Below are 20541 nucleotides of genomic sequence, written 5' to 3'. Positions count from 1 at the left end.
CTCCTTATTGCGCCAGTCTTAAAACGATCTCTTCCCGGTCTTCAGAAACTTTCACAAGTTTCTTACCATTGACGTCCAAAGCTTCAAGTTTGGTCGCAAGTTCATTGGCTGAAACTGCTGTATCAACTTCAAAACTGACCGAATCAGAACTCACCAGACGTTCGCGAATATTTTTAACCTGAGTTAACTGGGACCGAATGCGCTCTTTTAACGCCTCCATTGATGGCAGCGTATGCTTGCCAGTCACCGTCACGCGAATAACCGAGGTCCCCACTGAACCCCGTTGCCAAGCTTCAAAAACCTGAGAGGAAAGATCGCTGGAAACTGTCTCCGCCACCTCGCGGATTTTTTTATCAACTGCACCATCGAATGATCCCTGCACGTCGTAACGGCGCGAAACATCCGCTATAGGGCGCGCGTTGCTGACCTGAACTGCAGTCATGCGAACCTCAATTTTAAAGCCGTTACCCTTATCTGCCTTGCTAAGATAAACCTGACCGTCGATCAAAACCGGTGCATTGAAATACTGTGCGAAAAATTGTGCATCATCTCCGGCAACTCTTTCATTTTGATAACTGCCAGGGACATTCACCCCCAAACCGGATTCAACCGGCTTGATCACATAGAACCCGTTCTTTAAGAATGAACCACGCAGTGCCTCTTCCAGAGTGCGATTTTGTTTTACCAGGAAGCTTTGATTCTTATCACTTGATGGTTGCCACCAACGAAAACTTCGACCTTCCACACGATCCACGAAACTGATCACTGGTAAAACCACCGGAATCGTGTCGTTTTCGTTCAATAGGGAATTTACTTGCAGAAGTTGTTTCAAGTCAGTCAGCGAAACTTTCATATTCACTGTCATTTTGAATTCTTCACCCTCTTGGGAGATCGGTGACGGCTTTACAAAGGGAATATAACGCGGCGAAAGCTTGATCACTTTATTGGCGATCAATGATTTATTTTTTGTATAGCGCTCTTCCCCGATAAGATCCTTTATGACCTCTTCGGAAATTTTTTGAGCTGCCTGATTTTGAATATCAGCTTTTGCTGCCTGAGGCGTGGTTTGTTTGGAAGTGCCGGCAAAGTTTCGCTCTAACAACTCAGCCTGTTGCGCCAATGCCGCGGAAGAAAACATCAAGAAGAAAACCATCAAAGTTGCAAAACGCATTGTTCTTACCTCAATTCAATAAAATCCGTTCGTCCAAACAACGAGTGGACGCCCTCAAAGAACTCATTGCTGACGCTGACTCCGGATATATCGCCTACCTCCATCATCACACGGCGACGGACGTCGGGTATATCAATTTCCAGACTTACTGCCGTTGGACCGGGATTATCCTTCATCAGGGAATTCAGTCGCCCATAATCTTCATATGGAATGCGATCCAGCCTAAAGACCATGCGCTTGGTTTTTTTAAGTATATCTTCAAGGGGAGAGACCGAGTCCACCATAATCTTGGCAACACCTTCCTCGACCTCAAGGCCGCCACCGATCAGCATTGGTCGCTCGTCCTTTAGCAGTTCCCCATTCTTGGCAAAGGCATCCGGGAAAATCACCAACTCCACAGCCCCGGTCAGATCCTCGATCTTACCGAATGCCATGCGAGTTCCTTTTTTAGTAATCAGCTCACGCAGTTCGGTAATGAGACCGGCCACGATCACACGTTTTTTAGCGGCATCGCGGTTCTTCCAGTCTTTTTTAGCAGCCTGCATGGCTTCCCACTCTGGGGAGCCATGTGCCGGCATCTGTGCTGGCAAATCAATCACCTTACATGTCGTAAAAATCTCTGAAAGAGTATCGAAACCTTTTAACGGATGATCACTCAGATAAAAACCCAGGACTTCTTTTTCATAAGCCAGGGTCGCAGTACGACTCCATGGCTTTACCTCTTCAAGTTTAACTACAGTCTCGGCTGAAGGCCCCAAATCAAACAAAGAGGACTGCCCTAACTCGCGGTCTTTTTGCAAACCTTGAGCACGATCCAGGAATTTCTGATAGCCAGCGATCAATTGAGCACGATGTGCCCCAAATCCCTCGAAAGCACCCGCCTTGATTAGACATTCAATTACTTTTTTATTCACACGTCGTAAATCAATGGCGTTGAAGAATTCATCCAGGGTGTTGAACTTTTTGTCTGGCATGTTTTCACGCGCTTCAACAATGGCTTCAACCGCATTTTGCCCGACGCCCTTAATACCACCCAGACCGAAGTAAACTTCTTCACCATGAGCTCCAAAGAAGTACTCAGAGAAATTAACATGGGGAGACTTCACCGTGATTCCGCGTTTTGCGGCGTCCTTCGAGTACTTTACGATCTTTTCAGTATCAGACAACTCGGTGGAAAGAAGTGCTGCAAAGAATTCAACAGGATAATGGCACTTCAACCATGCTGTCTGCAACGTAACGACAGAGTAAGCAGCGGCGTGGGATTTATTGAAACCGTAATCCGCAAACTTATACATCAAATCAAACAACTCGGAAGAACGCTCTTTGTTGTGACCTCTTTCGATGGCACCTTTCATGAAACGTTCGCGATGTTGATCCATCTCCTCTTTGATCTTTTTACCCATCGCACGACGAAGCATATCGGCTTCACCCAGGGAGTAACCCGCAATCTTGGAGGCGATACCCATAACCTGTTCCTGATAGACCATGATACCGTAGGTTTCAGATAGAACCTCTTTGGTATCTTCCAGCAAGTATTCCACCGGCGCTTTGCCATGTTTACGATCTGTAAAGTCTGGAATATTTGCCATCGGACCGGGACGGTACAATGACGTGATCGCAGTAATATCAGCAAAACTGGACGGACGAATCTTACGGGTGGCATCGGTGATGCCCTCACCCTCGAACTGGAACACGCCGGCGGTATCACCCCGTGACATCATTTCGAAAGTGGCCGGATCCGTCATTGGAATCAGGCGCGAAGTAATCACTTTGCCACGATTCTTTTTTATCAGCTTCAGGGCCATGTTGATATGAGTCAGGGTCTTCAAACCCAGGAAGTCGAACTTAATCAAACCGATTTTTTCGGCATGCTTCATGTCGTATTGAACGACTTGCTCGCCATCAGCACCCTTGTAAAGCGGCGCATGCTTCACCAACTGACCATCACCGATGATAACACCGGCCGCATGGATACCTGCGTTTCGAACCATACCTTCCACACGTTGGGCAAGGTCGATCAAAGTCGCTACAGTGGGATTCATCTCCATCATCTCTGTAAGTCGGGGCTCCATCTCCAAAGACTCTTTCAGACTGATACCCAGTTTATCTGGAATCAATTTTGTTACTTGATCCACTTCAGCGAACAGCATTCCCAACACACGGCCCACGTCTTTCAGTGCCGCACGAGTTTGCAATTTACCATAGGTGATGATCTGAGAAACCGAAGCCTGACCGTATTTCTCGGTCACATAACGAATCACTTCCTGACGACGATCCTGACAGAAGTCGATATCGAAGTCGGGCATGGAGATACGTTCTGGATTCAGGAAACGCTCGAACAGCAGGAAGTTTGGAAGCGGATCCAAATCCGTAATTTTTAAAACATAAGCAACCAGGGAGCCCGCACCGGATCCCCGACCCGGCCCTACCGGAATATCATGATCCTTGGCCCAACCGATAAAGTCCTGAACGATCAGGAAATAACCGTTGAAGCCCATGCGATCGATAATACCAAGTTCATAATCAAGGCGAGTGTAGTATTCCGGTTTTTTCTCTTCAGGAACCGGTTCGCCACGTTCAGCGGCTTCTTCAAAACGAAGCAACAGTCCTTCCTTTGAACGACGGGCGATGTCTTCTTTCAAAGTCACACCTTCATCGGTCGGAAATGTCGGCAAGTGATAAATCGGCTTACCCGTATCGTCTTTAAGCTTGAACTTCACATCGCAACGTTCGACGATTTGCAAAGTATTGCTGATGGCCTCTGGAATATCAGAGAACAATTCCACCATCTGCTCTGGTTTTTTCAAATAGAATTCGTCTGTTCCCAACCGGAAACGACCTTCATCACTCAAAGTTTTATTGGTGCCGATACAGATCAATACCTCTTGGGCGATCTGATCATCCTGAGTCATGTAGTGAACATCGTTACTTGCCACAACAGGCACGCCTGTGATTTTCGAAGCTTCCAGCAAGAACGGATTAATCTGATCCCACTCTGGAACGCCGGTGCGGCACATTTCCAAATACAGGCGATCATCAAAGATTTCTTTCAATTGTCGAATTTTCGCAAGAGCAGCGTCTGCGCCTTCTTTCATAAAGGCTTCAGCAACTTCTCCACGCAAGCCACCCGTCAGACAAATCAAATCAGAATTGTATTCCTTGATCACTTCGTAGTCGATACGAGGCTTCCAGTAAAAACCCTCCTGATAACCGATAGTCGAAAGCTTGCAAAGATTCTGGTAACCTTTTTGATTTTGCGCCAGAAAAACCAGGCGCCGCGGACCTTGAGCCACTTGATCGCGATCTTGCTTTTTTTCCAATCGAGAACCCGGAGCAAGATACGCATCCAAACCCAGAAGGGGTTTGACGTTGTTGTCTTTACAAGCAAAGTAAAATTCAACGGCACCAAACATGTTACCGTTGTCGGTCAAAGCCACTGCCGGCATATTCATTGCCGCCGCTTTTTTAGCGATGGCTTTTACGCGACAGGCAGCTTCCAAAAGAGAGTATTCTGAGTGAACGTGAAGATGAACAAAAGACATGCCAAATTCATATCTTAGCTATGTCGTTTATTCAATTTAGGAGCCTTGCGTTAACCCCTCCGATGGTGCAAGTTTTTGCTCATCTTTGCCTTGACTCCTATGACGCCAAAACTGAAGTCGCGACCGCTAAGCTAATTGGATTGAGCTTTTAAACTCACTCCCTCAGGGACTGTTGCTTGATCTAGACTTAAGCGATCCTTCACAACAGGAATAATCACAGTTTTATCCCCCAAGCCACCATTCAAAATAATCTTAATTTGCACTCCCTCGACCTTGGTTACATCTGCGCCACCATCAATATTCCAAAGCGTTGCGACATCGCGGGATATCTCAATCTTATCGCTGTCAGTCACATTGGGATTTCTCTCCATCGTCACCGCCAAGACACTTGGCGCATATCCATTGGCCACGGTCATATCAATTTGCAAGCGCTGATAAAATTTATTTACAATTCCCATTTTCACCAAAGCAGTCTTCACCTTGCCAGCATCTGGCGCACCAAAATCCTGATCTCTGGTACTATCAGCACTGATCACACCAATATATCTTTGCGGCATTTGTGAATTAGGCACATCCAGGACAAAGGGATGCTGCACCTGTGGGTTCTCTGAAAATGAGTTGAATGAAATAATCATGTATCCTGATTTAACATCGTAAATGCGATAGCCCGTATTCGCTCCACAGCATTGGGAAAGCCCTGTGGTCACCAACCCGAATTGGTGATCGAAATTCACGGAAGTCGCATCCTCGGCTTTTTCCCAAAGCTGCGTCTGCAAATTATCGCCGGTTCGCGCATTCATTTTCAGTTTTCCGGTGATGCCATCGACATCCAGTGAGTATTTTGTTTTCAAGTTGGTATCGACAAGATACAGATCATCTTTGGAGTTTTGTTGATTATAGATTACAAACAGCTCGTAATCCTGAAGAACTTTGCTGACCTGACGAAGATTGTTAATATCCTTTACGTATCCAAATGCGGAAGTTCCCGCCGTTTGAAAAAGTATGTGTTCAGCCGCAAGCGCCACTGCTGCCAGTGAAGTTACACCAAGCAAGACCCATTTAACTCGATTCACAACAACCTCCGAAATTCCTGTTCCTATTTTGCTTTACTTAGATTTACCACGTTGCCCAACAAGCACCAGACCCAGCGTTAAAACACAGATCGAAAACTGGTAAAAATTCAGATTGGAATATGAACCTTAACAAAGCCAAAACAGGGGCCAACGTCCGTCTGTTTTGAAATGTTATCAGAGCGTAAGCATTCGCAAAAAACAGCAATCAAAGAGACCTTCTGGCAGAAACAGCCAGCGAAAGCTCCCGAGTACTCGCAAGTTGCTTTATGATGAGTACAGGAGGCAAATATGAGTCTGCAAACATCAAATTCTTCTTCCCCTTCCCAACAGCAAAATAGAAATTCTAATGTGGAGGGTGCATTAACTGCCCTGGATTTCTCTGAGTCAAAGGAAGTGCGCGAATTCCCATTGGGACGACTTGAGTTACTGGATTTCAATGGCGCTGTCGTAGGACGTGCGACTTTACAGCCTGGATGGAAGTGGTCTGAATCCGTAAAACCGATTGCACAAACGGACAGCTGCAAGGCGCCGCATTTTCAATACCACGTTGCGGGAACTTTAAGAATAAAAATGGATGACGGCAAAGAAATCGAATGCGGCCCCGGTGAAGTGTCTTTAGTTCCTCCGGGACATGATGCATGGGTGGTCGGTAATGACCCCGTGGTACTTATCGATTTCCAAGGCATGGTGGATTACGCCAAAGAGGGGCAAACTCACCAGCATTAAATCGAAATCACTCCCACTCAATCGTGCCGGGAGGCTTGCTCGTGACATCGTACACCACACGATTCACACCTTTTACTTTATTCGTAATAAGGTTTGAAACCTCCCGCAGGAAAGCAAATTCGAAGGGATACCAGTCAGCTGTCATGCCATCACTCGAGGTCACGGCCCGCAGGGCCAACACATGATCATAGGTTCGGGAATCACCCTGTACACCAACAGTTTTAACGGGCAGCAAGACGCAAAATGCCTGCCAGATTTTATCGTAAAGACCATGCTTGCGTAGTTCAGAAATATAAATATCGTCAGCATCTTTCAGGATGCGTAACTTTTCAGGCGTAACTTCCCCTAAAACGCGAATTGCCAAACCAGGCCCCGGGAAAGGGTGGCGCCATAACAACTCTTTAGAAAGTCCCAACTGCGCCCCCATGGCACGCACTTCGTCTTTAAAGAGCTCACGCACAGGCTCTAGAAGCTTCAAATTCATTTTTTCAGGCAAGCCACCCACGTTGTGATGCGACTTGATCGTAACACTCCCACCAATGGAAGAAACGCTTTCAATGACATCTGGATACAGAGTACCTTGTGCCAACCATTTTATCGGAAGTGACTTATCATAGCTTTTATCAAAGACTTCGATAAACACGCGACCAATCGCTTTGCGTTTATCTTCGGGATCCGTCTTGCCAGCCAGCGCCGTCATGAACTCATTTGTCGCATCAACGCCGCGAACATTCAGCCCCAGTCCTTCATAATTTTTCAACACAGATTCGTACTCATTTTTTCGTAGCAAACCATTATCTACAAAAACACAATGAACACGGTCCGCGCCCAAAGCCTTTGTCAGCAAAGTTGCAACCACGGTCGAATCCACACCACCGCTAAGGCCCACCAGAACGTGATCTTCAGGCTTTACCTTGTTACGAATGTCATCCATCAAATGATCTTTGATATGAGGTGCATCCCAATCCGCTGGTGCTTTACACATGTCAGAAGTGAAATGCTTCAATAAATCCAAACCATGTTCGGTGTGAGCCACTTCGGGGTGAAACTGCACAGCCAGAACATTCGCTCCACGCATCGCCGCTGGATGGTCACCATCAGACATCGCAACAATTTGAAATCCCTCCGGCACTGTCTCGACAACGTCACCGTGACTCATCCAAACTTTTTGTTTTTGCGGAACTCCCTTTATGACTTCAGTCCATGTTACATAATTCAGACCATACTCACGATGCTGAGCTTTAGTAACTTTGCCTCCCAAAGAATGAGTCAGCAACTGCATACCATAGCAAACACAAAACAAAGGACTTATGTTACGAAGCTCCTGAATATCTCTTTGCGGGGCACCTTCTTCATAAACTGAATTAGGTCCGCCACTTAGAATGATTCCATAAGGTTTCTTTTTAAGAATCTCTTCAGTGGGATATTTGTAAGAATGAATCTCTGAATAATATCCCATTTCGCGCAAACGGCGCGCAATTAACTGTGTAAACTGCGAACCAAAATCCAAGATGATAAATCCACGTAGCATAATTATTAACTTTCAATTCTGTAGTTCGGAGCTTCTTTGGTGATACTGACATCGTGCACGTGAGACTCGCGTAAACCCGCAGCACTGATTTGTACAAACTTAGCCCGAACCTGAAGTTCATCAATATTAGCGGCACCCAGATAACCCATGCCGGATTTCAATCCACCCACAAGTTGATGAATGATTCCACTTGCAGGACCTTTATAGGCAACCTTACCTTCAATGCCTTCTGGCACCAGCTTTTCATTATCTTCAACGTCCATTTGGCCATAGCGATCTTTAGAACCACGAGCCATCGCGCCGATAGAGCCCATACCGCGATAAACTTTATAGCTGCGGCCCTGCCACAAAATAGTTTCGCCCGGAGATTCTTCAGCACCAGCCATCAAGTTACCAATCATCACGGTGTTAGCACCCAATGCCAGCGCCTTGGTGATATCACCCGAAAACTTAATTCCACCATCAGCAATAATGGTTTTACCTTTGGATTTGGCAATGCGTGCGCACTCCATGATCGCTGAAATCTGCGGCATTCCGACACCCGCCACAACTCGCGTTGTACAGATACTTCCTGGTCCCACACCGACTTTAACGACATCAGCTCCGGATTCAATCAGAACCTTTGTGCCCTCTGCTGTGACCACGTTTCCGGCAACCACAATCACATCTTTAAATTTTTTGGAAATATGTTTAACCATATCAACAACGTTCTTGGAATGTCCGTGAGCGGTATCCACACACAACACATCCACGCCAGCCGCGACCAATGCCTCAGCACGATCTGCGGAATCCGTTCCCACACCAATGGCAGCCCCGACGAACAATCGGCCATGATTGTCTTTAGTCGCCTGCGGATAGTTTTTGGCTTTCTCGATATCCTTAATCGTGATCAAGCCCTTTAGTTTTCCTTTGGCATCCACCACAGGAAGCTTTTCAATGCGATGCTTTTGCAGAATCTTTTTGGCTTCTTCCAAAGTGGTGCCCATCTTCGCAGTGACCAGATTTTCCTGAGTCATCAAATTGCGAATGGGTTGATTGAAATTTTCTTCGAAACGCAAATCGCGATTCGTTAATATTCCTACCAGCAGGCCATCAACTGTGATTGGCACTCCGCTGATAGAAAATTTTTCCATCAGATCCAATGCTTCCTGCACCATATGATCCGGCCCCAAAGTCAGGGGGTCCATGATCATACCGCTTTCGTATTTTTTAACTTTTTCAACTTCGAGCGCCTGTTTTTCCACGGAAAAGTTTTTGTGAATAATTCCCAGGCCGCCAAATTGTGCCATCACACGTGCTGTACGATTCTCAGTCACCGTGTCCATCGCTGCGGAAATAATCGGAGTATTTAAAAACTTGTCGCGGGCAAAAAAGCTTCGCGGCACCACTTCTGTGGGAGTGATCTCTGAAAACTGCGGAAGTAACAAAATATCATCAAATGTCAGTGCAAACGGGATCTCACGTTCCATATAAAACTCCTGCTGATATTCTGTGTTGAATCAACTCAGAGTTCAACAAGAACACCATCAGGAATCCGTCAGGATTTTGACCAAAGTCGTGGCTTATTCGTACCAGGTTTTATACAGAAGATAATTGTCTGCGGATTTCTCAAGCAACGCGACCTCTTCATCCGTCAAAGTGCGTTTTACTTTAGCAGGACGCCCCATAACCAGACTGCGGGGAGGAATCTCCATTCCTTCCGTCACAAGCGACCCGGCACCAATCAAACAGTGCTCGCCCACTTTAACCCCGTCCATCAAAATGGAACCCATACCCACCAGAGTCGCACGACCTACTTCACAACCATGAAGCATGACCAAGTGGCCGATTGTCACGCGATCGTGCAAAGTCGTGCCGTATTTTCCATAGGTGCCATGAATGACAGTTCCATCCTGAACGTTGACTTCTTTGCCGATTCGGATCGGCATCACATCACCACGGATCGTGACATTATACCAAATCGAAGACCCCGCACCGATTTCGACATCACTGATAATGCGTGCATTATCCGCGATAAAAACTTTCTCAGCGACAACCGGAACCTGGCCACGGGCCTTAACAAAAGGACTGCTCATATGAAAACCTCACGCACAATACTATCACAGCCCGTTTTCATTTTGCGAATATTTTTTCCACTTCGAATGGGATACGTTCGCGGGTTCAGATGTGACCAGACGAAAACCTACTTGGGGCGAACCACTCCAAATATCGCCGCGGCGACGAGCCGCGGGATCCAAATTTGAACAGAATGAATCCGTGCATAAATAAGAACCGCCTTTTTGCACACGCTTTTTAAAGGAAGGATCCAGCTCATTTTCTGAACTCTCAGGCCCAGGGGGATTTTTAGCGATCATGCCCTTCGCAAGCAGTTTGAAATAGTCCGCGCGATACCAGTCAGAAACCCACTGCCACACGTTTCCAGTCATATCAAACAACCCATAACCATTGGGCGGATAACTGCCAACTGGCGACAGACCTTTAAATCCATCTTCAGCCGAATCAAAATAAGGAAAATTCCCCTGCCAGGTGTTCGCCATAAATTTACCTGCGGGACGAAACTCTTTGCCCCAGCTGTATGGCATCCGATCCAAACCACCTCGCGCAGCAAATTCCCACTCAGCCTCCGTCGGCAGTCGTTTGCCACGCCATTTGGCGTAAGCCTCGGCATCTGTATATGATACGTGAATCACTGGCATTAATTCGCGTCCCCGCAAATCACTTAAAGGACCTTCAGGATGTTGCCAGTTTGCACCGGGTTGCCAGCGCCAGTAGGTCGAACCGCTAATTCCCAAATCAGTTCTTTCAATTCGAGGACTGAAAATAATTGCACCCGGCTCAAGGAGCTCCGCGGGTAAATCGGGATGATCCTTTGGATCCAATCGGCGTTCTGCAATTGTAATATATCCGGTATCATTTACGAATTCGCCAAAATCACGATTTGTAACCAAGTATTGATCCATCCAAAAACCATCAACATGAACCCGATGCACGGGTTGCGCATCCAGCACCGTCTGATTCTCGCTTCCCATCCAGAACTCCCCACCGGGTATCCAGACCATGCTTTGACTGAAATTCGGATTAAGCGGACTCATGGCAGTATCAGCCGAGATTTCATCCTCTGAAGAGAAAACTTCCCCGCGTGTTTGCGTTTCCTGCAACTGCAGATGTCGGTAGTCGTAAAGAGTGGATCCCCCAACAAAAAGACCCGTTAACAAAATCAGAACTGAAAAGAAATAGTACTTGCGGGAAAATCTGGTTTTCATGGGCGAAGCCTTTCCAGAAATAATTGAAAAGTTCTTCTATTTTCCCGCTATTAAAAATATCCGTAAATATTTATTCCGACACGAACCAGACTAGATCACTGGCCTGCAAAACCGTACCTGCAGAGGGGCCCAGGATTCTATTTGCGCCTCTTTCCACGCAAACAACAAGAATTTTCTGAGATTCTCGGATTCCCGTCTCGCGAATGGTCTTGCCGTCGTAAATATCATCTTTCTGCACAACAAAAGAACCCATGCGATACTTAGGCGTTTCGACTTCGATAATTTTACTTGCGCGTTCCTGCTCGACTTTGTGATTCAAATCCTGAAGTTCAGAATCACTGCCGAAACAGACAATCTTATCATATGGCCACAGTATAAAGTCACCGGACGGAGCAAAGAAACGACGAGCTCCACGAATCACCGATGCAATTGTCACACTGTAATTTTCTTTAAATTTCAAATCACGCAGGGACTTACCCGCCCAACTTGAATCAGAAGCCACTTCAATCAAACTGATGGATGCGTCCCACGGCAATGCCAATTGAGTGATTTCATCGCGCTTGGAAATCTCTTCGCGTTCACGTTCTGTGAGGTTTGATAAAAACTCTCCTTCGAAGAACTTATAAACCACTTCTCCATAACGGTAAGCCAGAACACTCATAATAAGTATTGCACCCACCAAAGCTCCTGAAGCCACTCTAAGTGAAACAAACTGTGCCACCATCACTGACAATAAAAAGACTGCCAACAACACACGTGCAATAGTCACCCCCGGGATCAGGCGACGAAGTCTTGCCATGATATCCAAATCATGAATGAATTTTTTTGCAGGACGCCCCTTCACCAAACCCCAGAAGAATGGCACTGACATCACCATACAGACTCCTAACGAGACCCGCTGAATGTGTCTAAAATCCGGGAAGAGCATTCGCAAAAACTCGGTAGCATACAATTTAAAGCCAAACGTCAACGCCAAGATCACGACGGCATTAACAACTATCTTCATCCCGTAGGCTTCGACAATAATCGAAGAGACGGAACGACTGCCTTGTCGCTCAAAGGACGATTTATAGCTGTCCAGAGCTGCTTTAAAGCTTTCAGGTAAAACCTTGTCCACACGTTCGGAAAACCACGATGAAGATTTAATCAGATAGGGTGTGGTAAAAGTTGTCACAGCCGAAACCGCCACCGCCAATGGGTAAATGAAATCGCTGGTAACTTTTAAAGTCATACCCAGGGAAGCAATGATAAACGAGAACTCCCCGATTTGCGCCAGACTCATCCCCGACTGCATCGAAGTCTTACGGCTTTGTCCAGAAAGCAAGGCCCCCAGATAAGTGCTGATAAATTTTCCGAAAATAGTCACCAGGGTCAGTAGCAAAATCAGCCCGGGTTTTTCGATGATGATTTTGGGATCGATCATTGTTCCCACAGACACAAAGAACACTGCGGCAAAAAGATTTTTAACCGGATTGATCAGTTTCTCAACACGGTGACCTTCCGGTGTTTCCGCCAAAAGGGAACCCATGACAAAAGCACCCAACGCCGGTGAAAAACCGGCCATAGCTGAAACCGCCACCATCATGAAGCACAAAGCGATGGAAACGATCAAAGTGATTTCCTCTTCCAGAAGACTGCGTATTTTTCGCAGGAACACCGGCAGAAGAAAAATGCCCACCACAAACCACAACAAAATGAAGAACACCATTCTGAAAGTGACTGTTGCCAGGGAGCCCATGCTCAGACCTTCGCTCATCGCCAGTGATGGCAGCAAAACCAAAAGCAGGACGGCCACGATATCTTCAACGATCAAAATTCCAAAGACCAGCTCTACAAAACGCTGCCCTTTCATATTCAATTCCTGGAACGCCCGAACGATAATCGTGGTGGAAGAAATCGAAAGGACTCCCCCCATGAACAAGCTGTCAATGGAGTTCCAGCCGATCAAACGACCAACCAAGTATCCCAAGCCCACCATGAAGATGACTTCAAAGACAGCAGTAAAACCGGCAGATCCGCCGACCTTGACTAACTTTTTAAAACTGAATTCAAGACCCAGACCGAATAATAGAAAAATAACGCCGATTTCTGCCCAGGTATGAACGCTGGCTTTGTCCTGAATGGTTGGCAAGTACGGAAAATGCTGACTGACCAGGAATCCTGCAACGAGATATCCAAGAACTACGGGTTGTCGAAGTTTTTTAAATAGAAGGGTTACCAGGGCGCCCACAACCAGAATAATACCGAGATCGTAAATCAATGGAGGTAAATGAATCATGTCCCTATTCTTTCAACAACAGGGACAATTCACAATTTGCAGTACAGCAATTTACGGATTTTTTTTAATTCAAATAGCGCGGCTTTTCGCCAGACATGTTTTGGAGTACGTGGGAGTTGCTCTCCACCGCCGCATTCATCACTTTAGAGCGACCAATGTAATTTCTTGTGGCAAAAATCGGCGTATCCAGATGCAGGCAAAGAGACATCGCCTCATCTGCACGGACTTTAATTGAATTGGTCTTTGGATGACCAGTCAAATAAAGACGAACATACTGATTGGCACCTTTGATTTCCACAAAGACGGCCTGTTTTACTTCAATCCCAAGGGACTGCATCAGAAGCTCAGTAAATTTATGCGGAGTTGATTCCGCGATACTTTTATTCGATTGAGAAAGCGCGACACCCGCCTCGATCGGCGAAACTGCCACCGGCAAAGTGTGAGTATGGGACTCATCTTTTAACAAAAGAAAAGGACGGGAAATATCCCCAGTCACAGAAAGACCATACGGAAATAATTGCACCAGATCGTCCTGATGAAAAGTTTCCTCGTCGCTGGATTCCTCCGCAAAAATGATCTGGGCTTTTAGATTTTGAAAATCCAAAATATCTTCTTTCATTACTGAACCAATTCTCCGTGGAAAGTCGCAGGGAAAGCACGCGTGATACGCACATCCACCGTTTTACCAATCAGATCTGGGGAACCCTTCAAGTGAACAAGCTTGTTACCTGTAGAGCGGCCGTGAACTTTACCTTCCTCGCGGTCGGTGTTTTCAACCAGAACTTTCAAAATCTGACCTTCGTAGCGTTTAACCAACTCGAAGGACATTTTATCATGCATATCAAATAGACGATTCAAACGTTCCGTTTTTACTTCCTCTGCAATTTGATCTTCAAATTTCGCAGCCTTGGTAAATGGACGAGGCGAGTATTTGAAAGCAAAGATTGTTTCAAAACCACCCTCTTGCACCATCTTCATGGTGTCCTGGAAGTCCTCTTCAGTTTCACCAGGGAAGCCCACAATGATATCTGTCGAGAAAACCACATTTGGAATCGACTTGCGCAACATTGCGATTTTTTCCAGGTATTCTTCACGAGTGTAAATACGATTCATGCGCTCCAGGACGCGCGTGCTACCGCTTTGGAATGGCAGATGGATGTACTCCATGATCTTGTCCTGGTGTTTTGCCATCGTATCCGCCAGCTTCTGATTGAAGTCTTTTGGATGAGACGTCGTGAAACGAATTCTTTCCACATCCGTTTCAGTAGCAACTTTCGCCATTAGGTCCGCGAAATCCACATCACTGTCGGAATAAGAATTTACGTTTTGCCCCAGCAAAGTAACTTCCTTCATCCCACGTTTTACCAAGTGACGGATATCGGTCAGAATGTGCTGCAAAGGACGGGACTTTTCACGACCACGGGTATAAGGAACCACGCAGAATGTGCAGAAATTATCGCAACCTTTGGTGATATTCACAAACGTCGCGACACCGGGATTACGAACCATCGTTTCGATGTGATATGGAGCACGATGCTGGAATTTGGCGCTGATGCGCTTTTCGCGGTCCATGAAACTATCAGCCACCAGGTATGGCAAGCTGTCGATTTGATCCGTACCGAATACGAAATCAATCATCGGTTGGTTCTTAATCAGATTTTCTTTTTCCTGTTGACCAACGCAGCCACCAACGCCAATACGCAAATCCGGATTCTTCTCTTTCATTTTTCTGAAAGTTCCGACTTCGGAATAAACTTTATGAACCGGTTTTTCACGAACACTGCAAGAGTTGATGATGATCAAAGACGCGTCTTCAGGTTTATCCACGGGCGCAAAGTTTTGCATCTCCAACAAGGAGTACATGCGTTCCGTGTCGTTCACGTTCATCTGACATCCGTACGTGGAAATATAGACACCACGGCCCTGACCAACATCTTGATTAATGCCTTCAATTTGCTTGGTGATTTCAGGAATTTGGCTCACTTCATCCACTGTCTTACCTCTTGTGTCATCAAAGAAAGTGAGTTATAGAGGAGCACTTTAGAAATGTCAAAGTTCGAGGAGCCTCTTACTATGAATCCAAGACTGAAAAGTTCCAAAAAATGGACTAATTTTCCAAAAGAGTACTCAGATCAAATTCAGACGGTATTCAACGAAAATTTCGCTCAATACCTAGATAATGCCGAGCTGATTATCGAAGGTCGTATCTACACCGAAGAGATTGTGCTGCGCGTCGGATACCATGAAGACGGCCGCCTGGCTCAAGCTAACTTCGAAGTTTCCATGAATTACTCTCAGGCGCAACAAGACGCTATCACTCGCATTCACAACTGCGTGGATGCAGCAGCGGCCATGATGCTGGAATACTTCGAAAACGACGGCGAAGTGGATTTCCCATACGTCTGGAAAGAAATCCCATTCCAGGGCAAAAAGCTTTACGTTCAATACACAACAGAAAATTCCAACCTTGAAGCAGAAGCCAACAAACTTCTGGGTGTCGAGGACGACAGCATCGTTTATGAAGAAGCAGAGTCCGAGGATGCCTTGGCGCGCGCCGAACAAAGTGAAGAACTAAGCCCTCCCCGCGATGATGAAGAATTCGAGGATCACGACGAGGAATCAGAATCGGACGACGATAGCGACGATGATGACAAGGGTCCGAAAATGTTCAGCGGAAATAAAAAGAAGCTCCATTAGGAGCTTCTTTTTTTATCTGAGCAGTGAAGAACAGAAGACAGTCTTACAGCTCCCAGAAATGAAAAAGGCTCACCCCACATGGTGGAAGCGAGCCTAACCCCTCGATGAGAGATATTAATTCAGACTAAAGATCTTGAACGCGAGCGAAAATTGCTGGAACTTCGCTTAGGTTGTTTTTAGCACGCATGATGATTTGGATGGCGTCTTTTTGCAAAAGCTTGCCTTGAGCCATTTTCTCGCAAAGAAGACCTTCCAAAGGATCTGTGATTTCATAAACTTCTTTGTATTGTGGCCAAAGGTTTTTGATGTCGTTAGAGCCACCCATGCAAAGTGGGATGTAATGATCGATCTTGAAATCCTGACGGTTCATAGAGCGAGTGTGGAAACCCAACTGTTGATCGTATGCTGCGAAACGACCTTTTTTAGTTTGAGTATCAACGTTGCGTTCGCAATAGTTGATTTGCTCTGGGTAACGGTGCTCCGTCGGACGATTGCACAATGCACCCGGAGTCAGATTTGAATCTGGTCCTGTTGGATATGCATCTTGTGCGAAGGATGAAAGGGAAACGACTAGTACTGCGCAAAGAACAAATAGGTTCTTCATATATCTCCAAATAGTCTGCCATTAATACTGGTGGCAGGTAGAAACGTCGGACCATATCTCCGACATATATTCAGGGTTCAACTTGCGGCTACTGCTACCAATCCCATTTCCAGATTGCAATTCAAATTTGTACCACAAAATTTCATGACGCGCCCAGAAAACCCTCAGGACACAAAGTTAACATTTGTAAATCCCCAATTCCCTTAAACATTTCCCAAAAAGCGTCCAACAATCGCATATTTACGCACCACGTAAAAACACCAAAAAAAAAGCCCCACCATCAAGGTGAGGCTTTCTATTCACAATCTAAACCGTGCACTAAGCGTGCTGGAAAATTCGTTTTACCAAGGCGCCAGGAGGAAGCCGTACTATCAGTACGGCGACGACGCAGCAACGCAGGAAAAACGGATTTACCAGTGCGCGCCTTAGCTAGTACTCGTCGTCGTCGGAGACTGTTCCGCCCGAGTCGCCCATTCCGCGTACCTCTTCGATAAACGCGTTGGTATCCTCTTCAAATTCTCCCTCACCTGCTGATTCATCGATTTCAAGTTCTTGAATCGCTGCCAGGAAGTCTTTTTCTGTGCGCAAATCGCGACGGATCATTTCAAGGAATTTATCTGGATAACGTGCGGTCAATTCCTCAACGTAACGCTCCAGCTTACCATCGGTAAGGATCTTCTTACGAACTTGGATTTTCTTCCAGAATAACAAATAGTGATAACGGCAGTACACGTCCACCACAGCCACTTGATCGCAATCACGGGCGCGGCAGTAGCGACGGCCTTCAGCATCAGTCAGAACGATTTCTTCGTCGGACTTATCCTTCTCTTCGGCCGTCCAGTCCTCAATAACTTCGATTTCCTCTTCGGATTCTTCGACAGCCTTAAGTTCTTCTTCGTACTCACCGATTTCATCGCCCATCATCGCATCATCGTCAGCGATAAAGTCGTCATCCATTTCGGATTCGTCTTTTTCCTTTTTGCCTTTGCCTTTTTTCGGAGCTTTCGCATCTTTTTTTGGCGCTGCGGCTTTTTCAGGTGCAGGGGCTGGAGCGGCCTTTTTTTCGACCTTTTCCTTTTTGGAAACTTCGGCTTTCGTCTCTTTGACTTCCTTAGCGGATTTCGCAGGAGCTTTCGTCTTCGCCTCAACCTTGGTTTCGACTTTTTTCTTAACTTCCGGCTTTTTTGGAGCTGCCTTTACAGGAGCTTTTTCAGCCTTCTTTTTAACAACTGTCTTAGGCGCTGCCTTTTTAGGGGCTGGTTTAGACGCAGCTTTTACCGGCGCTTTTTTAGCGGGTTTGGCTGGAGTCTTTGCTGCGGGCTTCTTTTTAACGATTTTTGCCATTGTTCTACCTAGTTGACGGTGATGTATGTACCTTCAAATACCTGAATCATAGAGCTTGGGCTGTCAACTCATTTTACTTGAATTGTCGCCTCTTGGCCGCGTACGGAAATGCTGCCTCTTTGTGCTGTGCCACGTAGACGACCCCGTACACTTTTTTCTGAACTCAATTTGCTCACTTTTAATTCATTGGGAACAAAGATTTCTCCATCAACAGTGTACAGATTGACGCTAGCTCCCGAAGCCGCGGGAGAAATAATATTCACTCGTCCGGCTTTAGATTTTACATCGACCTCGGAATCCAGGGTCATCGTGATGGTTACGTTCCCCTCTTGGTTCTGTCCCTCAAGACGCCCCTGAAAGGCCTGCAGGTTCAAGCTGCCTTTGCCGTTTTCAAACTGAATGGTGCCAGAGCCCTGATTCACTTTGCCGGTCGCCTGCTGCGTCGTAAGTGACACAAAGCCGCGAACTTTTTCGACGTTCAGTTGCCCGGAAAACATTGAAGCATCAATATCCCCCTGGATGTTTTTTAGATTCATCACACCTGAATAACCATCAGCGTTCACTCGTCCCACATGGTCAGCAACACTGATCTCGCCTTTTTGCACATAAAGCTGCAGGGACCCGGTACCGTTTGCGATGGATACTCGTCCTGAAGTCATACTCACTTTCAGGTCCTTGCTCCATCTTTGGGCAACAACACTGCCACCTTTGAGTTGAACTTCAACTGGAATTGCAGCACCCGAAATCTCGATTTTTTTCGCCTGGGAGCTCGCTTTCGGCAAGATATTCATCCAGGTTTTCTTACTGCCGAATTCATTCATGGAAACTTCAATGATATTCTCTTTCTTAGTGACCACGAAAGCGCCTTCAAAACCTGACTCTTCCACACCCGAGATTTTCACAGAATTAGCGCCTGGAACCGCAACCAACTGAACTTGGGCGTCCAGACCTTTTATGACCATACGAGTCCCTTCTTGAACCGGCGCCTCAAAAGTGGCTGCAAAAAGAGGCTGAACAAAAAGACTCATCAAGATGACCGTGATCGCTGACATGCGTTGTCTCCAAATTCTGAAATATTGACTCAGACTCTATTTAAGATAATTTTTTTACGATTTTCAACATGAAGAGGTGAATTATGGAAAATGTAGTGATTGTCAGCAGCGTCAGAACTCCTGTCGCATCCTTTCAAGGTGGTTTCGGTGCAGTACCTGCTCCAAAACTAGGCGCCGCTGCGATTAAAGAAGCTTTGAATCGCGCCGGTGTTTCCCCAAATGAAATCGACGAAGTGATCATGGGCGAAGTATTGACTGCGGGTGTGGGACAAGCTCCAGCTCGTCAAGCTGCTCTTTATGCTGGACTTGGCAACAACACGCCGTGCATGACGATCAATAAAGTCTGCGGTTCTGGTTTGAAGGCCGTAATGCTTGCAGCCGACAACATCAAATTGGGTAACACCAAAATTGCAATCGCTGGCGGTCAGGAGAACATGACTCTGGCTCCGCACTTGCTTGAAAACTCCCGTTCTGGATACCGTATGGGTCCAACGCAAATGACTGACTCCATGATCAAAGATGGTCTTTGGGATCCGTACAACAATTTCCATATGGGAAATGCAGCGGAAATCTGCGTGAAAGAGCATAACTTCACTCGCGAGCAACAAGATGCTTTCGCGGTTGATTCTTATAAAAAAGCACAAAAAGCCTGGGCTGATGGCGTTTTCAAAAACGAAATCGTTCCAGTAACTGTTGCTGGTCGCAAAGGTGACGTGGTTATCGATAAAGACGAAGAACCATTCAACACAAACTTTGATAAAATCCCAGGTTTGAAACCCGCTTTCGATAAAGCAGGAACAATCACTGCAGCGAATGCTTCAAAAATCAATGACGGGGGCGCTGCTCACGTTTTGATGTCTGAATCTGAAGCTAATAAACGTGGTGCAAAACCTTTGGCTAAAATCGTAGCGCACGGAACTTTCGCTCACGAACCAAAGTATTTCACAACTGCCCCAGTGGGCGCGATTAAAAAAGCTCTTGATAAAGCCGGCTTGAAAGTGGGCGATATCGATCTATGGGAAATCAACGAAGCTTTCGCAGTTGTTACTCAGGTAGCAATGAAAGAGCTTGAGATTCCGGCTGAAAAAGTGAACGTGCACGGTGGTGCGGTTGCTATCGGTCACCCGATCGGTGCGTCTGGCGCTCGTATCCTGACGACTTTGGTGCACGCTCTTCACACTCATAACAAACGCTATGGTTTGGCGACGTTGTGTATCGGTGGCGGCGAAGCAGTGGCCTTGATCATTGAAAAAGCGTAGT

16 protein-coding genes and 1 riboswitch are annotated in these 20541 nt (G+C 46.3%); of the genes, 3 read left to right on the top strand and 13 right to left on the bottom strand.

Features of this window, described 5'->3' with window-relative positions; translation table 11 throughout:
• Positions 1-4 precede the first annotated feature (4 nt).
• The 3 genes from ACLVWU_RS09225 to ACLVWU_RS09215 form a co-directional block, all read right to left on the bottom strand.
• Complete coding sequence (locus ACLVWU_RS09225; protein ID WP_413578696.1) at positions 5-1171, bottom strand: hypothetical protein; 1167 nt, start codon at positions 1169-1171, stop codon at positions 5-7.
• 5 nt (positions 1172-1176) lie between these two features.
• The gene (dnaE, locus tag ACLVWU_RS09220; protein WP_413578695.1) at positions 1177-4713 is read right to left on the bottom strand and encodes a DNA polymerase III subunit alpha; all 3537 of its coding nucleotides are present in this window, start codon (positions 4711-4713) and stop codon (positions 1177-1179) included.
• Positions 4714-4844: 131 nt separating this feature from the next.
• A complete protein-coding gene (locus ACLVWU_RS09215) occupies positions 4845-5786 on the bottom strand; it encodes a hypothetical protein (RefSeq protein WP_413578694.1) in 942 nt (313 codons plus the stop codon).
• A 288-nt stretch (positions 5787-6074) separates the two neighbouring features.
• On the opposite strand from ACLVWU_RS09215, the gene ACLVWU_RS09210 reads away from it, so the two are divergent.
• On the top strand, positions 6075-6512 hold the full coding sequence (locus ACLVWU_RS09210; protein WP_413578693.1) for a cupin domain-containing protein: 438 nt from the start codon (positions 6075-6077) through the stop codon (positions 6510-6512).
• Between the two features lie 7 nt (positions 6513-6519).
• Here ACLVWU_RS09210 and guaA read toward each other — a convergent pair whose 3' ends face one another.
• From guaA to miaB, 7 genes are all read right to left on the bottom strand, one after another.
• Positions 6520-8043: a glutamine-hydrolyzing GMP synthase gene (guaA, locus tag ACLVWU_RS09205; protein WP_413578692.1), complete on the bottom strand. Its 1524-nt coding sequence runs from the start codon at positions 8041-8043 to the stop codon at positions 6520-6522.
• 5 nt (positions 8044-8048) lie between these two features.
• The gene (gene guaB / locus ACLVWU_RS09200; protein WP_413578691.1) at positions 8049-9512 is read right to left on the bottom strand and encodes an IMP dehydrogenase; all 1464 of its coding nucleotides are present in this window, start codon (positions 9510-9512) and stop codon (positions 8049-8051) included.
• 93 nt (positions 9513-9605) lie between these two features.
• Positions 9606-10118, bottom strand: a complete 513-nt coding sequence (locus ACLVWU_RS09195) for a gamma carbonic anhydrase family protein (protein ID WP_413578690.1) — start codon at positions 10116-10118, stop codon at positions 9606-9608.
• Positions 10119-10142: 24 nt separating this feature from the next.
• Complete coding sequence (locus ACLVWU_RS09190) at positions 10143-11306, bottom strand: formylglycine-generating enzyme family protein (protein WP_413578689.1); 1164 nt, start codon at positions 11304-11306, stop codon at positions 10143-10145.
• Between the two features lie 70 nt (positions 11307-11376).
• Positions 11377-13584, bottom strand: a complete 2208-nt coding sequence (locus ACLVWU_RS09185) for a cation:proton antiporter (RefSeq protein WP_413578688.1) — start codon at positions 13582-13584, stop codon at positions 11377-11379.
• A gap of 64 nt (positions 13585-13648) precedes the next feature.
• On the bottom strand, positions 13649-14203 hold the full coding sequence (locus ACLVWU_RS09180) for a bifunctional nuclease family protein (protein WP_413578687.1): 555 nt from the start codon (positions 14201-14203) through the stop codon (positions 13649-13651).
• The gene (gene miaB / locus ACLVWU_RS09175; RefSeq protein ID WP_413578783.1) at positions 14203-15558 is read right to left on the bottom strand and encodes a tRNA (N6-isopentenyl adenosine(37)-C2)-methylthiotransferase MiaB; all 1356 of its coding nucleotides are present in this window, start codon (positions 15556-15558) and stop codon (positions 14203-14205) included. Before miaB ends, ACLVWU_RS09180 begins: the two co-directional genes overlap by 1 nt.
• A gap of 72 nt (positions 15559-15630) precedes the next feature.
• Between miaB and ACLVWU_RS09170 the strand changes: the two genes are divergently transcribed.
• Positions 15631-16281, top strand: a complete 651-nt coding sequence (locus tag ACLVWU_RS09170) for a hypothetical protein (RefSeq protein ID WP_413578686.1) — start codon at positions 15631-15633, stop codon at positions 16279-16281.
• A 124-nt stretch (positions 16282-16405) separates the two neighbouring features.
• Here ACLVWU_RS09170 and ACLVWU_RS09165 read toward each other — a convergent pair whose 3' ends face one another.
• The 3 genes from ACLVWU_RS09165 to ACLVWU_RS09155 all read right to left on the bottom strand — a co-directional run bounded on the left by ACLVWU_RS09165 (position 16406) and on the right by ACLVWU_RS09155 (position 19281).
• Positions 16406-16885: a hypothetical protein gene (locus tag ACLVWU_RS09165; protein ID WP_413578685.1), complete on the bottom strand. Its 480-nt coding sequence runs from the start codon at positions 16883-16885 to the stop codon at positions 16406-16408.
• A riboswitch (purine riboswitch) is annotated at positions 16877-16977 on the bottom strand. Its footprint overlaps the gene before it by 9 nt.
• Positions 16978-17314: 337 nt before the next feature.
• Positions 17315-18229 (bottom strand): hypothetical protein, encoded by a 915-nt coding sequence (locus tag ACLVWU_RS09160; RefSeq protein ID WP_413578684.1) that lies wholly within the window; start codon positions 18227-18229, stop codon positions 17315-17317.
• A gap of 68 nt (positions 18230-18297) precedes the next feature.
• Positions 18298-19281 (bottom strand): DUF4097 family beta strand repeat-containing protein, encoded by a 984-nt coding sequence (locus tag ACLVWU_RS09155; RefSeq protein WP_413578683.1) that lies wholly within the window; start codon positions 19279-19281, stop codon positions 18298-18300.
• 83 nt (positions 19282-19364) lie between these two features.
• Here ACLVWU_RS09155 and ACLVWU_RS09150 point away from each other — a divergent pair, with 83 nt between their 5' ends.
• Positions 19365-20540 (top strand): thiolase family protein, encoded by a 1176-nt coding sequence (locus tag ACLVWU_RS09150; protein ID WP_413578682.1) that lies wholly within the window; start codon positions 19365-19367, stop codon positions 20538-20540.
• The last annotated feature ends 1 nt before the right edge of the window (position 20541 follow it).

The sequence above is a fragment of the Bdellovibrio sp. HCB290 genome (genome assembly GCF_047305925.1).
In the GTDB taxonomy this organism is placed as follows: domain Bacteria; phylum Bdellovibrionota; class Bdellovibrionia; order Bdellovibrionales; family Bdellovibrionaceae; genus Bdellovibrio.
This window is presented reverse-complemented; position numbering and strand designations above follow the sequence as displayed.